Origin of the sequence: Flavobacterium undicola, from assembly GCF_009909155.2 — a bacterium.
Lineage (GTDB): Bacteria > Bacteroidota > Bacteroidia > Flavobacteriales > Flavobacteriaceae > Flavobacterium > Flavobacterium undicola.
Genome location: NZ_JAAAPM020000028.1, coordinates 1 through 17247, shown reverse-complemented (window position 1 = coordinate 17247; position 17247 = coordinate 1). Strand labels below are relative to the sequence as shown.

Sequence of the window (17247 nt, the reverse complement as noted above, 5' to 3'; positions counted from 1 at the left end):
ATTTATAATTATGCCAGTATTTGCCCCTGAATCCTCGAAAATTAAAATGGTAATCCTTACTAAGAGTAAAGAAAGTAATGCAGTTTGGTGGTCGCCAATTAATCAAAACAAGCGTAACAGCCAATCAGTAGTTACAAGTATGCTACGACGTTTTGAAAAACATGCCTTAGCCAAAATTACAAACGTAATTCAGTTTTACGAAAATGGAATTTTAATTGCATCAAAAAGATTATGAAGACTATTATACTCAAAAAAAATAAACTTGAAGATTTCTTAATTCTGCAAAATGTAGTTGCACAATTCAGAACTAAAAAATGGGATATTTTACATACTAATATCTATAATGATGCCTATTTCAATAATATGTTAGCTGTTGACGTTGCAACAAATTTATTTTTTCGTTTGAGAATTAAGATTGAAAATCAAAATAAATCCTTTGCAAGTTTCAACTTAAAAATACACGAGGCTATTATTTTACTTCAATGTTGCAATGATTATAAAGCCCAACATGAAGATGTGGTTTTTATAGTTAGAAAATACTTTAACGAATTACATAAACAATTAATAAATCTTTAAAAAAGTAGATTTTTAAGCGAACCAGGAAAAACGGCAGCAGCTGATCTGTTCGTAAAAAATCTACAATTCAACAACATGATAAAGAAAAGTACTTACATAAGAAGTTTTACACCATCGCAACAAAAACAACTTGAAAAAGTTGCAAAGGAGCAAAACATTAAAACTGTTCCCGAAATTCTATTTTTCTCCCTTGATAATTATTTAGAACAAAAAAAAGAAATAGATAGGTTAAAAAGAATTATTCAGTTGAAACAAGATAAGATTGAAAAAATGGATTTTAAGCTAGACTTTTTTAAATCGGCATCAAATAGAATACATGAACTAAGTGATTTTTTAAAAACTAAATAGCTGACAATTAAGAACCCAAAAAGTATAAGTAATATGAACCTAAAAAAACTAAGTTACATCAGGAATAAAGCACAATTGCAATCATTGTTTATGAGTCAGTTTACAGCTGATTACATCCGAAACGAAATAAACGAAATAATCAAAGAAACGAGAAAAGGCATTACGGCTGGTGCAAATTTTTTTGCAAAAAACATATCCACATTTGAAGTTGTCATTTTTATTGACAGAAACGGTGTTCCTGATGGTTATATGTTATCGGACGAATTAAAAATGAAGCTTCAGGATTACAGAGAAAGTTCTACAAAGAAAAAAACATCGAAGCTGGTTAGCGAAAATTAAAGATATGACACACGATTTAAAAATTAAATACGAGTTTGCACAACTCCATTTTATTGGCAAGAAGAACTGGGAACTTAGGAAAAACGATAGAGATTTCAAAGCTGGTGATATCATCCGTTTTAAGATAATAGAGTTTGAAGACACTTCAAAATGGAGTTACACAAGAACAATAACGAATGTTTTTGAAGATACCAATTACGGACTGCAAGAGGGTTACGTAATATTATCCATTGAAAAACAGCTTTAGAACAAATGGCAAAACCATCAGACAACCCAACAAACGCATTAATAAATCGCAACTTTATTATCCGTGTACTGGAAAATCCTAAAGAAAATCCAATCAAAAACACAAAATTAACTAGCGCAAACAAGCTTTCGGGATTTATAAATGACGAACAACTTAAAATAAAGCTTTTTAACAAGATATTAAACGGAGGCAAGGACAAATACACCTTTCTAATAAGAAGGCGTCTTAAAATCGATTTTCAATCAAAATAATTTTTTAAATAGCCAAGTGGCAATGAATCTGTTAAAAAATTTAATCTAATTCAAGGAATGGAATCTTGCGAGGAATCCAATCGTTTTGCACTCGGCTCGTAAATCTCATTTAACAACTCCTTGCTTCAATAGGTTTGGGCTTAAAAAAGCCTTGTCTTTGGATTACCAAAACAACCCAAATACAAAACCATTTCCAAATTAAGTCAATTACCCAAATCTATTGTAGTAAGTTGTATGTATTGCTTGTTTTTACGTAAATTTCTCAATGAATATCTCATTTATTTTTTTTAAATATTCTTCGCCATTTTTGTTTTCTGTCACTTCAATTTTATAGTTTTTGTAAAGATTTAAAATACTTTCTTTTGTTTTTTCATCAATTAGTTCTAAATCTAACATTTTTCCTTTATTGATGTCGTTTGGTTCAAATTTTTGTAACCCATTACCATATTCTCTACTATTATCTTCAAAAATTTGTTTTGCAGTTTCGGTTAATAAATATGCAAACAAGAGGTCTATGTTTATTTGCGTAAATGAGTTTGTTTGCTTTGGGTATATACAATGAAATGTAGTTAAATTAGAAATATTTGCTTCATTGCGAATAAATCTTAATCCTTTTCTGTTGAATACAGAAACCCAAATTGGAGCTGGAGGTCGGTTTTCTAATGAATACCAAGGTGTTCTACTAGATGTTAAAAATTTTTTATTTATTTGCTCTTCTTCTCCTTTTTGCAAATAACTTATAACATTTTTATCGTTTGAATTTACTGCGTTTAATAAATAAACAATTTTATCATCGCTTTTTAAAGCTTCAAAATCTAATTCTGTGAAAAATGTACTTTTTGAATTTATTGCTCTACAAATACAAGGCAAAAGATATTTTTCGTTTATTGAAAATTCCTTTGCTTTAGATTGATTAAAAGTAAAATAATCATTTGAACCTGTAGCAATTCCTCGAACAACTTTTGCGTATTTTGAAAAGGGAACTAGGTTTTTAAAATTTATTGCATTTTGTTTTTGATAATATGCTTTCCATTTTATTTCTGGATTAAGTTCACTAAAATTATAAACTTGTTTTGTAGTTATTTTATTTGGATAACTATTTATAATTTCTTGTATTTGGTTTAAATCATTTATGGATTGAATATTACTAAATTGAACTTCACTAGTTTCGTTATCATTTGCGCAAAGTATAATAGATGCTGTTGTTAAAGCATCATCAAACACATTTTCTTCAAAGTCAATGACAAAAATATGTCTTAGGGTTTTACTTTTTATTAAATACGTTTTTACCAATTTACCATAATCTGAATTAAGAAATTCTGAAGGAATTATAAAGGCACAACGTCCATTTTTGCTTAATTGAAATATTGATTTCAATAGAAATAAAGTATATAAATTAGTAAATCCATTTAGTTTACAATTTAAGTTTGTTTCTATTTCTTTTAGTATATTTTTATTATCGTAATCGTGAAATTTAAAATATGGCGGATTACAGATTATACCATCATATTTATTTTTCCAATCATTGTACATGTAATCTTGCAAGTGAATTGATACGTTTTCAAATTCATCAAATATGTTTTTTGCATTGGCAAAAATAATTTCATCTATTTCAAATGCTTTAATGCTTAAGTTTTCATTATGAGATAAAATAGCTCTTGAAAAAACACCTAAACCGAATGCTGGTTCTAAAATAGTTTTTAAATCAGGATTTCCTAAAATCCATTTAGCCATTAAATCCGCGATTGGAAAAGGCGTAAAAAATTGAGCAAATTTTTTGCGATGACTTAATGAAATTGATTTTGAGTAATCTTTTTCAATTGAATTATTAGTGATATTTTCTTTTAGTTCGATCATTAAAATTCCTTATTTCCAATTCCTAAAATACTTCTCAAGTTATCAATATCTAAATAAGCAGTTCCTCCTTTAAAAGTTACATAAAATAACAACCTTCCTCTATCCATTTCTTTACGGACACTTTCGTGAATAGGTTCTTCGACTTTAGAAGCGATAGTAATACCAGTTTTAGATTTTATTTTGATAGTTGTTTTATTTTGATTTCCAGTATCTTTTTCTACTGAAAATATAACACTTTCATTATTGCTATCTGAAATTATTTCAAGAATTTGTTCAAAAGATATTCCATAAACTTTATCAAAGAAAACTTGGAAATAAAAATGAGGAACATTGAAAGTTTCAATCCACTTATATACAACTTTTATATCTTCAACTTTTGGAGTTATTGATAAGTAATCTCTTTTTTGAATTTCTTTTAAAGCAGTTTTTAAAATTCTAAATTGATTTTTGGCTAATACTAATCTTTCTGATGAAGTCCAGCTTGGAGTTACAAAATTTGTTACACTTAAAGAATTTAAAGTTAAGCCATTTAATAAATCAATATATTTCTTTCTTGATGGATGGTCTAAAACATCCATAAATTCGGAAAGTAAATAATCTTTAGTTTCTAATGCAATTTTAATGAATTTTTCACTTTTCACCTGCATAAATAATTCGTATTGGTCTATTAAAAAGGCACTTGACCTTACCTCAATACCAGCTATTGCTTTTTTTACATACTCCGTTATTTGATAATGTGGAATTTGGCTAATGTCTAATCCTAATTTTTCGTCAAAATCTTCTTTATTAAAAATCAATAAATCTGGTCTTTTGCCAATTGTATCTAATTCGTTTTGAAATTCTTGATAAAATTCGCCAAAGCCTTCTTCCCCTGCAACTAAATCATCTGATTTACCATACTTTATTGCAATGTAATTTTTTGAGGTTTCATTTATTGCTCTTGTAACTAGATTTTCTGCCCAATCTCCTTGCTCTTTATTTGTTATGAAATTTGACGACGCCTGCGTAGGTGTACTTGCTTTTTTTCTTGGCTGTTCAAAATCTACCAATAATGTTGGAACATTTCCTGTTAGTTTTGTAATTCTTTCGTGATATTCCATTTTGTTGATCATTTTTAATTTGAGACAAAGCTAAGTAATTTTTGTTGTTTTTATTTTAGGTATTTTTATACGTTTTCAGTTTTTTAGCATTACCTACAACTACATATTAATCAAGTTTACATTCTTTTTTGCACAATCAAAAAACTTCTTCCACAAGAAGCGGTTATTTTTTTTGCAAAAAAATTTGCAAAAGCTTTGCAATGTTACGCTATCGTAAGCAAACCTAGGTTAACCTAACCTATCGTCAAATCGTTGTTTCAATCCTTCTAATCTTTACACCGACATAGAATAAAAAAGCCTAATACTCTATTACAAGAACGAAACGAAAATGGACATTGATAACTTGTTAAGAAGAAATTTGTTAGGCGGTCAAGAGTACGAGCCGTTGTTTCCTGCGGTTAGCTGTGATAAGACTAGCCTAGGCAACGGCAATACTTTTGATACCGTGCGAATGATTAAGCAAATGGTCGTTAAGTACAACCATCAGACAAAGGAAGTTGCAAAACTTTTGCAACAAAGTTCATTGAAAGAAACCTGCGATAAAATATACGGTTTTTTGTATAATCATATCCAGTACAAAGCCGATGGAATGGAACAAATGCTGAGAAGTCCTGCGTGTGCGTTTAAGCAAAGAGTTGAGGGTGTAGATTGTAAAACCTATTCAATTTTTGCAAGTTGTTTGCTTGCTAATATGGGTATAAGGCATTTCATCCGACAAATTAAACAACCGAGTTTTAGACCTGATTTGTTTACCCATGTATATGTTATTGTGCCTTTAAATCAAGAGACGGGCAACATAAAAGACGGCTATTTAATTATAGACGGCACAACCAGTAATAACAGAGAACCAATATACACGATGGCACACGACACGGAAGTTAATTTACCACATTACGGGCTGAACGCTCCAAAAGGAAACCGAAAAACCGTTGCAAAGAAAACAGCAACCGTTGCAAAAGAAAAATCAAACAAACCTATTTACTTAGGTATAGCGGGATTTTTAGGGTTGTTATTTCTAGGAAAATCTAATTAAACAAGAGGTATGATATACATAAATGCAAGTGAAAGTGGGTCGGGCGTAGGATTAGGGAAATCCAAATTCTTAAAAAAAATCTCAATTAAGAAAATTGCCAAACAAGTAAGTATAAAGAATGCAGTTAAGGCGGTGAAATTCGCAGCTCCCATTGCAGCAGGATTTATACCTGTGGGCGGTGGGGTCGCTTCAAAATTGATGAATTCTAAAGTAGGGAAAGTTGCAAGTAAGATTTCAAAATCAAAGGTGGCTAAAAAAGTGGTAAAGCTTTCTAAAACCAAAGTCGGGGCGGCGGTTGTTAGTCATGCAAAGCCTAATATTAAAAAGAAACTTACTCTTGTAAAAAGCAAGAGTCCAAAAAAAGGAAAAAAAACCAAAAGACTTGCAAAAGGAAGCAAAGGGGCAGAAGTTAAAAAGCTACAAGAAAGTTTGGGAGTTGAGGCAGATGGCGATTTTGGACCAAAAACTGAAGCGGCTTTACAGCAAGCGACAGGTGCAAAATCAGTTACGATTGACGAATCTTATAGTACGCCTCCCCCACAACCAAGCCCGTCAAAAGCCACTCCATCGTATGCTCCTGAAGCTGAAACGGAAGCGGCTCCAACGACTGTAAAACCGTCAAACGCAACACCTGCTTATGCAGAAGAAACAGAACCAGTGGGAGAGTTAACCCCAGTTACGTCTTTGACATCAGATTTCATGCCTACACAAGGAGCAGCACCGGCAGGAGCAAGCCCAAAAGACAATACACTTTTATATGTGGGCGGCGCGGTTGCCTTGGCAGGGATAGTGGTTTTAGCGACAAAAAAGAGTAAGTAATTAAATAAATTTTAAAAAATGAATAAAGAAGTAGTAACCATTGGAGGAGGGATTATCGGCGGTATGGTGTCGAATGGCGTGAGTACGTTATTACCTCAATCAGAAAGTCCGTTGTTGAATATTGCAGTTGCTGGCGCGTCAATTTTTGGTGCAACAAAAGTAAGCGGAACAACAACCAAAGCTAATTTGCTTAAAGGTGCATTGGTAGGTAGTGCAATAGTACAGGCTTTAATAGCGGTCAAAAAACTTTCAACAAAAAGTTTGGGTGACAAAATTACTGGAACTGGTAAGGCAAGCCTTTTTGCAAAAGGTGCTGTTGGTCTAGCTTGTCCTTTTGACGAAGGCGGTTTGAACGGTCAATTCATGGGTGCTGATGGACATGTTTACGAATTGGATGAATCAGGTCTAAGCGGAACTTTCATGGATGAAAATGGAAATGTTTTTGAAGCAGCGGACGGATTGCACGGGGCGGAATCACACATTTACGGACAAGATGACGAATTAGGTCTTAACGGAGCGGAAGAAACTTTAGAAGCTGAACTGTACAGTTAGAAAATAAGTTCAATCATCAATCAAAAAATCAATCATCGGGAGTAATCCTAAAATCAATCAAAAAAATGAGCAGAAAAACCCAATTATTGTCAGCAGTAGCGACATTGAAAGCAAAAGAAAACAACGGAATCCCACACGTAGGAAGAGTAGCCTTGACAGACAAGACACTTTACTTAAACGTAAACGTGAAAGGTCAAGGAGGAACTATCCAGTTAATCGATGTGAATACCAAACGCGAGGTGGGTGTTACTAATCTTGACGGAAATAAATTGAATGCTGGACGTGATTATATCATTGATGGAATCAGAGTATTAAAAGGTTCAACAGCCGCTGCAAGTGTTAAATCTGAAGTCTATGTTGCAACAGGAACATTGCCAGAGGCTTTGCAAAATGCGGAAATCAGAATCAAACAAGCAGGAAACATCTTGGTTGACATGCCAATGAGCGACTTGTTTAATGGGAATTCAAACGAAATGTTCAGAAACGTTTCAACGTCTCCGTTAATCGTTTCTAATCAAGAATTTGAGTTCGAAATCGAATATCCAAAAGGGGTTGCGGTTTCAGGTGCTGCGGATTACAACATCCGTTTTGAATTCAGAGCGCACCAAGCGAAAGTATAGTAATTGATCTAAGCAAAATCAAAAAGCCGTGAGCGTTTGGCTTACGGCTTTTTTTATTAAAAAACAGAAAATGAAAACAAAAGAAAAAGTAATCAACCTGATTATACCAAATGGCGAAAAAGAAGCCGCTTTATTCACATCGCTAGAAGCTGGGTTTGTTTTGGGTGCGGAACTTCATACCAATCACGCCAACTTAGATAATATGGCAGAGTTTGGTTTTAATGATGATAGCGGAATCCCTATTGCAAAATCATCACACATCGATCACTGGAAAAAACGTGAAGGTGGCGGGTTTTCAGACAGCTACAAGCCGTTAAACTTTGATACGTTAACAAAATCGTTCAATTTCATCGTAAAAACAAAAGCAGCCGTAACCAAAGACACCTATTTCAATATCATTCTTATTTACAAACAATAACCAACCTCAAAAGTAAAATGAAAGTATCAACGGTCGTTACTGTAGTTATAAAAGAAAACACAAATGTTCCTGTCTATAGTGTAACCACTATGGAAGTTTTCAATGTAGGCGATGTTGTCGTTGTTTTCAATGGCGCAACCTTAAAAGCGGGAGAGAGAAAAACGATTGTAGTGGCAGACGGCACGGTGTCCGATGTAAATTTGGACGTTACTTTTTCAGAAGACTTTGCAGGAATGGCATATGTAAAAAGAATCGAAGTCATTTATAAAAAATTAGTGGAATGCGGGAATTAGACGAATTAATAGACAAACTCAATAACGACAAATATGCAGCGGTTTCCGTTTTAGATTTAGACACTAATTCGTTTCTGTTTCGCAACAAAACCCATGCTGAAATTATTGAGGAATACGGAACGGCAGAGGAATTCTTCGAAACCCTGTTTGCAAAAGGACATAAAAGGTTAAACCTGAATTTAAAGCGCAAAAACGGAAGCACTTACAAAACAGACGGGCAAGGCTTTACGGTTAACTTTTCTGCTGATACGCTAGAAAGTCAATCACAGCCACAAGCGCAACCGAAACAAGTACAAATTCCCGATATGTTTTCTAATTCCTTTGGTTTAGGAACTTTGGACGTGATGAACTTGATGGTAGCCAAAAATGATGCTTCCCGACTTTTTACAGAAAATGAAGTTTTGAAAGTCGAAAACAAGGAGCAAAAAAAACTGATTGAAGAGTTAAAAGAAGAGCGTTTAGCGGCTAAATACAGTACTGACAAGAGCAAAGGAACGCAAGAAATGTTGATGGGAGCTATACAGCACTTACCAACCTTGATAAGTTTTGCAAAAGGAACACCAATGCCTATGACTGGATTAGCGGCGGCAGTCGAAGACTATTCAAGCCCCGTAAAACAATCCTTTGCTGAAGCTTTGCAAAACATTGATGATACTGTTGTGACTGTTCTAGGCAGTATTAATAACGGTTTAAATTCTAACGTAGAATTTTCAAACGAATTAGCCACACTATTAAAAAAATACAAATTATGGCAAGCCTAAAAAACACTATTGAAATAGAGGTAACAACAAATACCCCTTTTGAATTAAAACCAAAAACAGAAGCTTTAATTCAATTGTCAAAACTGGACAATGATGTTTTGTTGAAACTGGCAGAACTGTCCAAAAGCCCAAAAGCAATAACACAACTAAAAACCAACTTCGGCATGATAAAAGGGTTTTTGGGTTAAAAAAAAAACCAAAAAAATGGAAAAAGGATTAAAAAACCCTGCATTTGTCGCTTACGCATCTAGTCCACAAGGGCAAAAAACAATCGAAAAGACAGCCGATCTAGGATTTACGATTTTTAAAATAGGGCTTATAGGAGGCGTTGCCCTTTTTGCTTATTTCAAGATTTTCAAAGGATTTAAAAAAATTCAAGAAGACAAGCGATACAAACCCAGTAATATAAACACAACGCAAGCCAAGGCACGTTCCGAGGCAATTTATACCGCATTATTAGGGGCTGGGGCGAACTATAATACTGTAGAAAATAATCTTACTGGACTCAATCATAATGGTTTTATCAGGTTGTTTAATGAATTTGGGGAGAGACGTAGTGCCACTTTAGTCAAAATGAATTTGGTAGAATGGTTACAAGATCAATTTAACGAGGCAGACATTGCCAAACTAAGATTTTTAATTAAAGGATTTTTCTAATGACAGGGACGAAAAAAGTAATAATAGTAAGCGTTTCAGTTGTTGTGCTTGGTTTAGGAGTTTATTTCCTCACCAAACCCGACAAAAATGGGAAATCAGTTTTAAGAAGAAAAGGCAAAAAATACATAGATGAAGGCGATGTTAATTTGATTCCCGTTTTTTCCGCTAAGCAAAAAGTCAGTTTACTGTACGAGGCTATGAACCGATACAATGGCACAGATGAAACCTTGATTTTTGAAGCCTTGACAGGTGTTTCTCAACAACAATTTGGTTTGATAAACAAAGCGTTTGGGCTTAGAAATTATAATCGGATTCTAGGTTACAATACCGTCGGCGGAAGCAAATTACCGTTAAAAACATGGTTAAGAGAAGAACTCAACGACAAGGATTACAATTTATTAAGGAAAAAATTTCCAATTTATCTATAAAAAAGAAAGTATGAAAGTGAGTAATGAAGATAAAGCACTAATTGGAGTTGGCGGGGCAGGTCTCTTGGTTTTGTATCTGCTTTGGAGAAAGAAACAAAACGAACAAAAAGACGATGAATTAGCCAATTACGTCCCTGAACTGGAAGAATCAACGCCAACATCAATAGGAAGCGGCTCCAAACCTACACAGGGCGCAACTTTAGACAGAAACAAACTGCTTAAGTTCGGAAGCAAGGGACTTGAAGTAAGAGAGCTGCAACGTCTTTTGAATGTTAAAATTGATGGCGATTTTGGAAAAATTACCCTTACGGCTCTACAAAATGCAAAAGGTGTGTCCGAAACCAGTTTGAATGCCTTTGCGACCATATTAAAAAAAAAATTACGAAATCACTACCAAAAGTAGGATTACCGAAAAAGGGGAAGCAATTGATGGCTGCAAAAGACAATACCGTGATTTTTATTTCCAAAAAAAGAGCTGACGGTCAGTATTATAACAGCGGTTCAAAATTCAGAACCCTTGAGTATGGCAAAGATGCAGGCATATTTGTGGCAGAAGGAAACAAGGGACAATATCTAATAAAATTCATGGGGATATTCTGTTTTGTAGATGGAAAAAACGTAACGCCTTATTAAAATGACACAAACGACAGACACAACATTAATGATTGGAGGCATGGCAATACTAGCATTAGTATTGTTATTGCCAAAATCAGAACCTAAAAAAGTGATTTTATAATGGCAAATTTTAAATTATTTCTGCCTGAATTACTGAAAGCCGAAGGAGGCTATCAAAATAAGGCTAGTGACAAAAAAGGTAATACAAATTCTTTGGGGCAAATGGTAGGCACGAAATATGGAATATCAGCACCCGTGTATGAAGCTTATATAAAAAGACCGCCAACAGTGTCGGACATGAAAAATTTGAAACTGGAAACCGCTGTATTTATTGCTAAAAAATACTATTGGGATGCTTGTGACGCTGACCTTATAGAAAATCAATCAGTAGCAAATATTGTTGTGGATCATTTTTTTAATTCAGGACGACGAATGTTTGTTAAGAGTGTTTTAAAAGAAAAATTTGGAGCAAAAATCAAGGTTGATAGCAACATCACAAAAGACACGATAAAGGTTATAAATTCCGTAAATCCTGAAGTTTTACATCGTGAATTAAAAAAGTCAAGGGAAACATTTTATCGTAACATAGGCGGTACAAATCTTAACGGTTGGCTTAACAGATTAGCCAAATTTGTTTACGAAAAAAAAAAGCCCAACTACTCCAAGTTAAGCGTGTTAGCTGGAGTTGGTTTAACAGTAATAACAACAATCTATTTTTTAATAAATGAAAAACACCATAATAGATAACATCAAATATTATCAGGACTATATTTTGTTCCTATTAGTCTTATTGGCAGGGATTTTTACCAAAACATACAATGCGGTAAAGAAAGGAAAAAAGCCAAATTTAAGTTGGTTTTTAGCCGAAGCGATAGTAAGCTTTTTCGTTGCATTCTCAGTATATGCAATTTGCGACCAGTACTTTAATTTAAACAAGATGTTTACTTATGTACTTTGTGCTTGGGGCGGCTCGCTTTCCACTCTTATACATAGCGAAGTAGAAAAATTAATCAGTAGCTTTTTCGACAGTTTGAAAAATCTAATAAAATCAAAACTAACTTAATTATGACCGCAAATAATTTACACGAAAACCCATTCAAGTTATTTTTAAAAGTCCTTGTGACGATTATAGCTTGTTTAGCCATAGCAATCGTTTTGTATGGTTGCGCCTCCAAGCCCATTGAGAATACGCACACCATTGAGCGCATCATCGAGCACAGAACCGACAGTATAAAAGAGACACAGGTTAATAAGGCAATTCTTGACAGCTTAGTGATTCAAATTGCAAAAGTAAAAACTGCTAAACCCGAATGTGACAGCATTACACAAGCCACACTAAACCAAGTTTTGAAGCAGCTAAATAGTCGTAAAAAATCAGGCGATAATGAGGCGGGAATTTATTATGATGAATTGAAAAATCAAATCATCACTTGGCAAAAATTAGCAGAAACGTACAGCGAGAAAACAGCTAAAAACAAAGAAAACACGATTATAAAAGTTGAAAAACAAATAGTAAAAATCCCAGTAAAATATGTCCCGTGGTGGGTTGAATATTTGGCTTATTTAGGTGCGGCAACACTTTTGTTTGTAGCTTATAGGATTTTGAGAATTTGGATTTAACATTAAAAAAAAACAAAATGAGCTTAAAAAAAATTGTCGTAGCAGGAGGAATATTTATGTTGGGGTATTTTTTATTGAAAGACAAGGCAAAAAAACTGACAGCACAATTCGGCTTGGTTAAGATTTTACCAGTAGGTTTTAAAAACCTAAACGGTAAGTGGAATAATGGCAAGCCTTCTGTTTCTTTCAATTTAGATTTGAATTTCATTAATCCAACCCCTCAAAACTTCAAAGCAGACGGTGTGGTGATTGTTCTAAAAAAAATATTGTTTTACGACAAGAATAACGTCTTTTTAGGACAATCAGACATTAACATGAGTTCGTTAAGCATTCCCGCAAATTCAAGCACGGTAGTACGTAATGTACCTGTTTTGCTGGACTTGCAAACCACACTTATAAATGCGATCACCATTATAAACAACGGTAGTTTTGTTCCTGCAAACATCAAAATCGAAGCGATTATAAGTGTTTTAGGAATCGAATATAAATTGAAGCAATAACATGACTTTAGCCCAAGAATTTAATAGCCTAAACGGTATTGTAGTTCACAGGAAAGATTTAGAAAACTTACTGATGAAAGCCGAAAAGGAACGCCATACCATAATATCTAAACGAATTATAAAAGTACTTCACGCTTTTACAGATGATACTTTTTTGATTGAAATTAAAAACCTAGTAGAGCCTTATGGGTTGAATGGTGTTGATGTTGACGGGTTTGATGGTTTGCTGGGGGGGATAGAGTTTATTTCGGAAAGTGAAGATATAGGGCTTGGTAAACCCGTTTCTCCAAATGAAATTTACGATATGGTTACTCAGCGAATGATTGACCTAATCAAAAATGCCGACAAGAGAGATTACAAAAGGGCTTGGAAAGAAGAGGGTTATTTGATTCCATATAATTTTGCCTCTAAAAAAGCCTACCGAGGTGCAAATGTATTAATGTTGACCCCGATTTTTGGACTATTGGATAATCCGTATTTTTTGACTTTTAACCAAATCCAAGAAAAAGGCGGGAAGCTAAAAAAAGGAAGCAAAGGGCACAAAGTAGTTTATTATTCAACATTCAGCAAAGAGTACAGCGATGCCGAAATAGAAAAACTAAACACCGTAATTGTAGATAATAAGCTTGAAAAAGGCGATGAAAAAACAATCTTTTTCTTGAAGTATTACAATGTTTTTAACGGTTCTGACATTGAAGGGATTGATTTTGATTTAGATAATTTTCCTTTAGAGGGGAAAGTTTCGGATGACAAAATTTTGTCAGGAAATAATAAAAAAATAGAAATGGCGGAGGCAATTATTAAGAATTACCCACAGCCACAGCCGGAAATAAGATTTACAGGAAGCAGGGCTTTTTATCGTCCAAGTGATGATATTATCAGTATGCCCGATATTTCAAAATTTGATAGTTCTATTGATTTTTACCGTACACAATTGCACGAGTTAAGTCATAGCACGGGACATGAAACCCGTCTAAAAAGGGCATTTGCAAACGAATTTGGCACGACTGAATATGCGTTTGAGGAATTGATCGCAGAGTTTGGGGCGGTGTTCTTGTCTGCACAAGCGGGAATCATGTTTTTTACTAATAAAAATCACGCTGGATATTTGAAAGGTTGGAATGAATCGCTATTGACTGTATTGGAAAATGACAATCGTTTTTTGATGAAAGCCAGTAGTCAAGCCCAAAAAGTCGCCGATTTTATACTTCAACCCGATGCAAAGGGAGATTTTTTGTTTATGAAAGATGTAAATATAAGAGCGACAACTGAAAAAGCACCAAAAAAAGCGGATAAAAAAAAATCTGTTTTGCCAGTAAAAAAAGAGCCGAAACCAAAACCAGTTTCAAAGCCAAAACCAGTTAAAAATATAAAAAAACCAATTCAAGCCAAACCCGAAGAAAAAAAGGAAGAGCCAAAAATAAAGGACGGTCAATACGCATTGTTTGGTGCTGCAAAAAAAGGTTTGAACGTTCCAAGAACTGAAAAAAAAACCATTGCAAAGGAAAAAACGCCCGTTTCACTAAAGCTTAGTCAAAATAAAAATTCATTAGCCTACAAAATAGCTAACAAGCCTATAAATGTTGACTTTTTTAAAATTGAAAATAAAGACATTGCGGACTTTTTGGGGCAAATAGAACGTAAGCAAAAAGAGAGTATTGTAATTTCTCTTACAGGCGGTCAGGGGTCAATGAAAACTAGAATGTGTTTCCAGTTTATGAATGCTTTGGCTCAAAATTATAAAGTAGGGCATGCCAGTATCGAAGAGCATCCCGAAAGTAGTTTGTATTATGATAAAGCAAATGAGTATTTGAATAATCAAGCCTTACTTAACATCGAAGCCCCTGAAATAAAAAGCGTTTCGGATTTAGAAAAATTAATCCAAAACAACGAAGTCATAGTAATTGACAGTTTCTCAAAAATGCAGGAAATGTACAAGGGTTTTGAAGTCGATAAGGATTTACGTAAAAAATACGACGGCAAATTGTTTATAGTGATTTTCCAGCAAACCACCGACGGCAAAATGAGGGGTGGAAGCAAAAGCCAGTTTGATGCGGATATCGTTTTGTTTACGGAGAAAATGGCGGACTATCGAGAGAACTATATCTACGCCGACAAAAACCGTTATCAAAATAAACCGCTTGATGGATTGAAATTTAATATTTTCAATAAAAAACTAATACAGAACGAACCCCAATCAACGACAGAACCCAAGCCAATTGAAAAAAAGAAATTATCATTTATAGTAAACTAAAATCATCAATCAAAAATCAATCAAAAAACATGAGTGCAAAAGGACTAAAAAAACCATCAGTAAAAGGATTAAAAAAAATATGTAGCGGTGTAGTAAAAGCCACAGGACTAAAAGCAGACGGAACGCTCAAAAAAGGATATAAATACGTGAAAGGCGGTAAAATTGTAAAAGTTGCTATTACTAATGTAAAAGCAAAACCAATGAAAAAGAAAACGGTAAAAAAAGTTGTAAAATCTAAAAAATAAAAAATGTCACTACCTACAAACCCTTATATGTATTTTGTGGTCAAAAATGACGGCAATGTGGCGTTACATTCTATCCACTATAGCAGTGAAATGTCTTTATTTTCATCAAAACAAGACCCTATAATAGGGTTAGACGGAGCATTTACGTTAGTACAAGTTTTGGATTGGGGAGGAAACACACGAGGCTATGACTATAATGATTTTGATTTTTCGGCTTGTGTACCTCCCATAGTGGCAACAAATCAAGATGAATTTTTTACGGAATTGTCTAAAAATTTCTTTTCGTCTTCCTTTACTCTGCCAGTAGACAAAAGAATAGTTAAGTTTATTAAGGAATCGAATGGTAATATTTTATTAAAAAAACTAGACGATACGCTAATAACGTCATTTACACCTGCGCAAAATATAGTTAAAGAAAATAATGATCCTTATAGATTTAGAATCGTATCTAGTCTAACCCTTGCCGAGGAAGGGTTTCTTTTGGATTATAGAGTGATAAATACGGGATTATGCGAACCTGTAATCTATGAGGAAAACATCGATGAATTTTTGATTGGATTATCTGAAAATTTTTTTAAAACGGGGTCTTCTTCTGCACAAGAAGTATCAGTTACTAATTTTCCTGCACAACAAAACAAATTTTATAAAGTTTATGATTCTCCGCAATATAGGGGTAATGTTTATGACTTAACAAATCAGTCTTTGGGTTCTTGGGGGAATACTATTTGGATGACTCAAAACGTTTTTAGATTGGATAAATATGGGGTATTTCAGTATTTTAATAACCAGCATTTTGATAATTTAAACGGAACGGGGGCTATGCCTACGGATTGGTCTGAACAAAGAGTGTTAGATCAAACGAAAACTTTGATGTTAAATGGAATGTATGTAAAATTTACATGTACAAAGCCATCTTTTGCAGTTGATTGGTATCACTTTAGAATATTTCAAGATGTAAGAACAAATGAGGTTTATATAACGTATCAGTTAGGAAATAATCAAGGGATTTATAATGTGCTGCCTATTTCGACTTTGGAATGTTTAGACGGTGGCTTTAGTATCTCGGATGTACCTTTAGGTCTTAAAATAGAGATTAGAAATAAATTTTTCTAAAACATAGTTAGTTAATTTTTGTTTTTAGGAAGGAAATCGTGTTGCAATAATGTAGCACGATTTTTTTATATTTGAAAATGCCGTTTACACCCGAACATATCGAGAAAATGCAAAATGTTTTTAAACACATGGAACCATCCATGATTATTAGTATTCAATTATTTAGGAAAGAGGAAGAATTTAGAAGTCATTGCACTTTTGGCATTCAAAACAAATGGAGCAAATGGATTTGCATTTTTCAATCAAATCTCATTTGCATGCCACTAAAATCAGAGAATTTATAATTTCACAAATTTAAATTTTGTTGATGATTTACTCTTAGTTCCAATAATAAAATCATCAGCATAAGAATCGGTATCAGCCCATTCCCCAAGCCCTCCAGCCGTTAATCTTATTGCATCACCTTTGAAATTATCTGCATCAGAAGCTATAAGTGTTGCATCTTTAAAACGACTATAAAACCCATATAAAGTATTTGAGTTATACACTTAATATCTGTTTTATGTTTTTTTGATAAATCGGTTTTGCATTCACCATTCTTTCTATGGATTTATGAAAAATACTTGTTTTAAATTGAGAACGGTTTATCCTAAAACAAAAT

General features: G+C 33.6%; 28 protein-coding genes and 1 pseudogene. 25 read left to right on the top strand and 4 right to left on the bottom strand.

The window, feature by feature from the left end; genetic code table 11:
• Nucleotides 1-10 precede the first annotated feature (10 nt).
• From GTZ96_RS14710 to GTZ96_RS14685, 6 genes are all read left to right on the top strand, one after another.
• Complete coding sequence (locus GTZ96_RS14710; RefSeq protein WP_161644670.1) at nucleotides 11-235, top strand: hypothetical protein; 225 nt, start codon at nucleotides 11-13, stop codon at nucleotides 233-235.
• Entirely contained in the window at nucleotides 232-576 is a 345-nt protein-coding gene (locus GTZ96_RS14705; RefSeq protein WP_161644669.1) for a hypothetical protein, read from the top strand. The genes GTZ96_RS14710 and GTZ96_RS14705 overlap by 4 nt, the downstream gene beginning before the upstream one ends.
• Before the next feature lie 75 nt (nucleotides 577-651).
• Nucleotides 652-924, top strand: a complete 273-nt coding sequence (locus GTZ96_RS14700; RefSeq protein WP_161644668.1) for a hypothetical protein — start codon at nucleotides 652-654, stop codon at nucleotides 922-924.
• A gap of 33 nt (nucleotides 925-957) precedes the next feature.
• Nucleotides 958-1263 carry a hypothetical protein gene (locus tag GTZ96_RS14695; protein ID WP_161644667.1) on the top strand — a complete coding sequence of 102 codons (306 nt, stop codon included), beginning with the start codon at nucleotides 958-960 and terminating at the stop codon, nucleotides 1261-1263.
• A gap of 4 nt (nucleotides 1264-1267) precedes the next feature.
• On the top strand, nucleotides 1268-1510 hold the full coding sequence (locus GTZ96_RS14690) for a DUF3850 domain-containing protein (RefSeq protein WP_161644666.1): 243 nt from the start codon (nucleotides 1268-1270) through the stop codon (nucleotides 1508-1510).
• A 5-nt stretch (nucleotides 1511-1515) separates the two neighbouring features.
• The gene (locus tag GTZ96_RS14685; protein ID WP_161644665.1) at nucleotides 1516-1761 is read left to right on the top strand and encodes a hypothetical protein; all 246 of its coding nucleotides are present in this window, start codon (nucleotides 1516-1518) and stop codon (nucleotides 1759-1761) included.
• Between the two features lie 249 nt (nucleotides 1762-2010).
• Here the strand turns inward: GTZ96_RS14685 and GTZ96_RS14680 are convergent, their stop codons facing one another.
• Together GTZ96_RS14680 and GTZ96_RS14675 are read right to left on the bottom strand one after the other, a co-directional pair.
• Nucleotides 2011-3618: an Eco57I restriction-modification methylase domain-containing protein gene (locus tag GTZ96_RS14680; protein WP_161644664.1), complete on the bottom strand. Its 1608-nt coding sequence runs from the start codon at nucleotides 3616-3618 to the stop codon at nucleotides 2011-2013.
• On the bottom strand, nucleotides 3618-4718 hold the full coding sequence (locus GTZ96_RS14675) for an AccI family restriction endonuclease (protein ID WP_161644663.1): 1101 nt from the start codon (nucleotides 4716-4718) through the stop codon (nucleotides 3618-3620). The genes GTZ96_RS14680 and GTZ96_RS14675 overlap by 1 nt, the downstream gene beginning before the upstream one ends.
• Nucleotides 4719-5046: 328 nt before the next feature.
• On the opposite strand from GTZ96_RS14675, the gene GTZ96_RS14670 reads away from it, so the two are divergent.
• From GTZ96_RS14670 to GTZ96_RS14580, 19 genes are all read left to right on the top strand, one after another.
• Nucleotides 5047-5751, top strand: coding sequence for a hypothetical protein (locus GTZ96_RS14670; RefSeq protein WP_161644662.1), 705 nt, complete (start codon nucleotides 5047-5049; stop codon nucleotides 5749-5751).
• A gap of 9 nt (nucleotides 5752-5760) precedes the next feature.
• The gene (locus GTZ96_RS14665) at nucleotides 5761-6570 is read left to right on the top strand and encodes a peptidoglycan-binding domain-containing protein (RefSeq protein ID WP_181033206.1); all 810 of its coding nucleotides are present in this window, start codon (nucleotides 5761-5763) and stop codon (nucleotides 6568-6570) included.
• Between the two features lie 18 nt (nucleotides 6571-6588).
• On the top strand, nucleotides 6589-7122 hold the full coding sequence (locus GTZ96_RS14660; RefSeq protein ID WP_161644661.1) for a hypothetical protein: 534 nt from the start codon (nucleotides 6589-6591) through the stop codon (nucleotides 7120-7122).
• A gap of 65 nt (nucleotides 7123-7187) precedes the next feature.
• A complete protein-coding gene (locus tag GTZ96_RS14655) occupies nucleotides 7188-7742 on the top strand; it encodes a hypothetical protein (RefSeq protein ID WP_161644660.1) in 555 nt (184 codons plus the stop codon).
• 70 nt (nucleotides 7743-7812) lie between these two features.
• The gene (locus GTZ96_RS14650; RefSeq protein WP_161644659.1) at nucleotides 7813-8160 is read left to right on the top strand and encodes a hypothetical protein; all 348 of its coding nucleotides are present in this window, start codon (nucleotides 7813-7815) and stop codon (nucleotides 8158-8160) included.
• 17 nt (nucleotides 8161-8177) lie between these two features.
• Nucleotides 8178-8453 (top strand): hypothetical protein, encoded by a 276-nt coding sequence (locus GTZ96_RS14645; RefSeq protein ID WP_161644658.1) that lies wholly within the window; start codon nucleotides 8178-8180, stop codon nucleotides 8451-8453.
• Nucleotides 8441-9214, top strand: a complete 774-nt coding sequence (locus GTZ96_RS14640) for a hypothetical protein (protein ID WP_161644657.1) — start codon at nucleotides 8441-8443, stop codon at nucleotides 9212-9214. The genes GTZ96_RS14645 and GTZ96_RS14640 overlap by 13 nt, the downstream gene beginning before the upstream one ends.
• Nucleotides 9202-9402 (top strand): hypothetical protein, encoded by a 201-nt coding sequence (locus GTZ96_RS14635; RefSeq protein WP_161644656.1) that lies wholly within the window; start codon nucleotides 9202-9204, stop codon nucleotides 9400-9402. Before GTZ96_RS14640 ends, GTZ96_RS14635 begins: the two co-directional genes overlap by 13 nt.
• 16 nt (nucleotides 9403-9418) lie before the next feature.
• Nucleotides 9419-9871 carry a hypothetical protein gene (locus GTZ96_RS14630; RefSeq protein ID WP_161644655.1) on the top strand — a complete coding sequence of 151 codons (453 nt, stop codon included), beginning with the start codon at nucleotides 9419-9421 and terminating at the stop codon, nucleotides 9869-9871.
• Complete coding sequence (locus tag GTZ96_RS14625; RefSeq protein ID WP_161644654.1) at nucleotides 9871-10299, top strand: hypothetical protein; 429 nt, start codon at nucleotides 9871-9873, stop codon at nucleotides 10297-10299. The genes GTZ96_RS14630 and GTZ96_RS14625 overlap by 1 nt, the downstream gene beginning before the upstream one ends.
• A gap of 10 nt (nucleotides 10300-10309) precedes the next feature.
• Nucleotides 10310-10702 carry a peptidoglycan-binding domain-containing protein gene (locus GTZ96_RS14620; RefSeq protein ID WP_161644653.1) on the top strand — a complete coding sequence of 131 codons (393 nt, stop codon included), beginning with the start codon at nucleotides 10310-10312 and terminating at the stop codon, nucleotides 10700-10702.
• Between the two features lie 26 nt (nucleotides 10703-10728).
• Nucleotides 10729-10932 carry a hypothetical protein gene (locus GTZ96_RS14615; RefSeq protein ID WP_161644652.1) on the top strand — a complete coding sequence of 68 codons (204 nt, stop codon included), beginning with the start codon at nucleotides 10729-10731 and terminating at the stop codon, nucleotides 10930-10932.
• A 102-nt stretch (nucleotides 10933-11034) separates the two neighbouring features.
• Nucleotides 11035-11661 carry a glycosyl hydrolase 108 family protein gene (locus GTZ96_RS14610; protein WP_161644651.1) on the top strand — a complete coding sequence of 209 codons (627 nt, stop codon included), beginning with the start codon at nucleotides 11035-11037 and terminating at the stop codon, nucleotides 11659-11661.
• Nucleotides 11639-11977, top strand: coding sequence for a hypothetical protein (locus GTZ96_RS14605; protein WP_161644650.1), 339 nt, complete (start codon nucleotides 11639-11641; stop codon nucleotides 11975-11977). Before GTZ96_RS14610 ends, GTZ96_RS14605 begins: the two co-directional genes overlap by 23 nt.
• A gap of 2 nt (nucleotides 11978-11979) precedes the next feature.
• On the top strand, nucleotides 11980-12534 hold the full coding sequence (locus GTZ96_RS14600; RefSeq protein WP_161644649.1) for a hypothetical protein: 555 nt from the start codon (nucleotides 11980-11982) through the stop codon (nucleotides 12532-12534).
• A gap of 17 nt (nucleotides 12535-12551) precedes the next feature.
• Nucleotides 12552-13034, top strand: a complete 483-nt coding sequence (locus GTZ96_RS14595; protein ID WP_161644648.1) for a hypothetical protein — start codon at nucleotides 12552-12554, stop codon at nucleotides 13032-13034.
• A gap of 1 nt (nucleotide 13035) precedes the next feature.
• Nucleotides 13036-15288 carry a zincin-like metallopeptidase domain-containing protein gene (locus tag GTZ96_RS14590; protein WP_161644647.1) on the top strand — a complete coding sequence of 751 codons (2253 nt, stop codon included), beginning with the start codon at nucleotides 13036-13038 and terminating at the stop codon, nucleotides 15286-15288.
• A 29-nt stretch (nucleotides 15289-15317) separates the two neighbouring features.
• Nucleotides 15318-15533, top strand: a complete 216-nt coding sequence (locus GTZ96_RS14585) for a hypothetical protein (protein WP_161644646.1) — start codon at nucleotides 15318-15320, stop codon at nucleotides 15531-15533.
• A 3-nt stretch (nucleotides 15534-15536) separates the two neighbouring features.
• Nucleotides 15537-16646, top strand: coding sequence for a hypothetical protein (locus tag GTZ96_RS14580; RefSeq protein WP_161644645.1), 1110 nt, complete (start codon nucleotides 15537-15539; stop codon nucleotides 16644-16646).
• 278 nt (nucleotides 16647-16924) lie between these two features.
• Here GTZ96_RS14580 and GTZ96_RS14575 read toward each other — a convergent pair whose 3' ends face one another.
• Nucleotides 16925-17134, bottom strand: a complete 210-nt coding sequence (locus GTZ96_RS14575) for a hypothetical protein (RefSeq protein WP_161644644.1) — start codon at nucleotides 17132-17134, stop codon at nucleotides 16925-16927.
• Nucleotides 17127-17247 (bottom strand): annotated as a pseudogene (locus GTZ96_RS14570) (IS1595 family transposase); the annotation flags it as partial. The pseudogene GTZ96_RS14570 and the gene GTZ96_RS14575, both read right to left, overlap by 8 nt.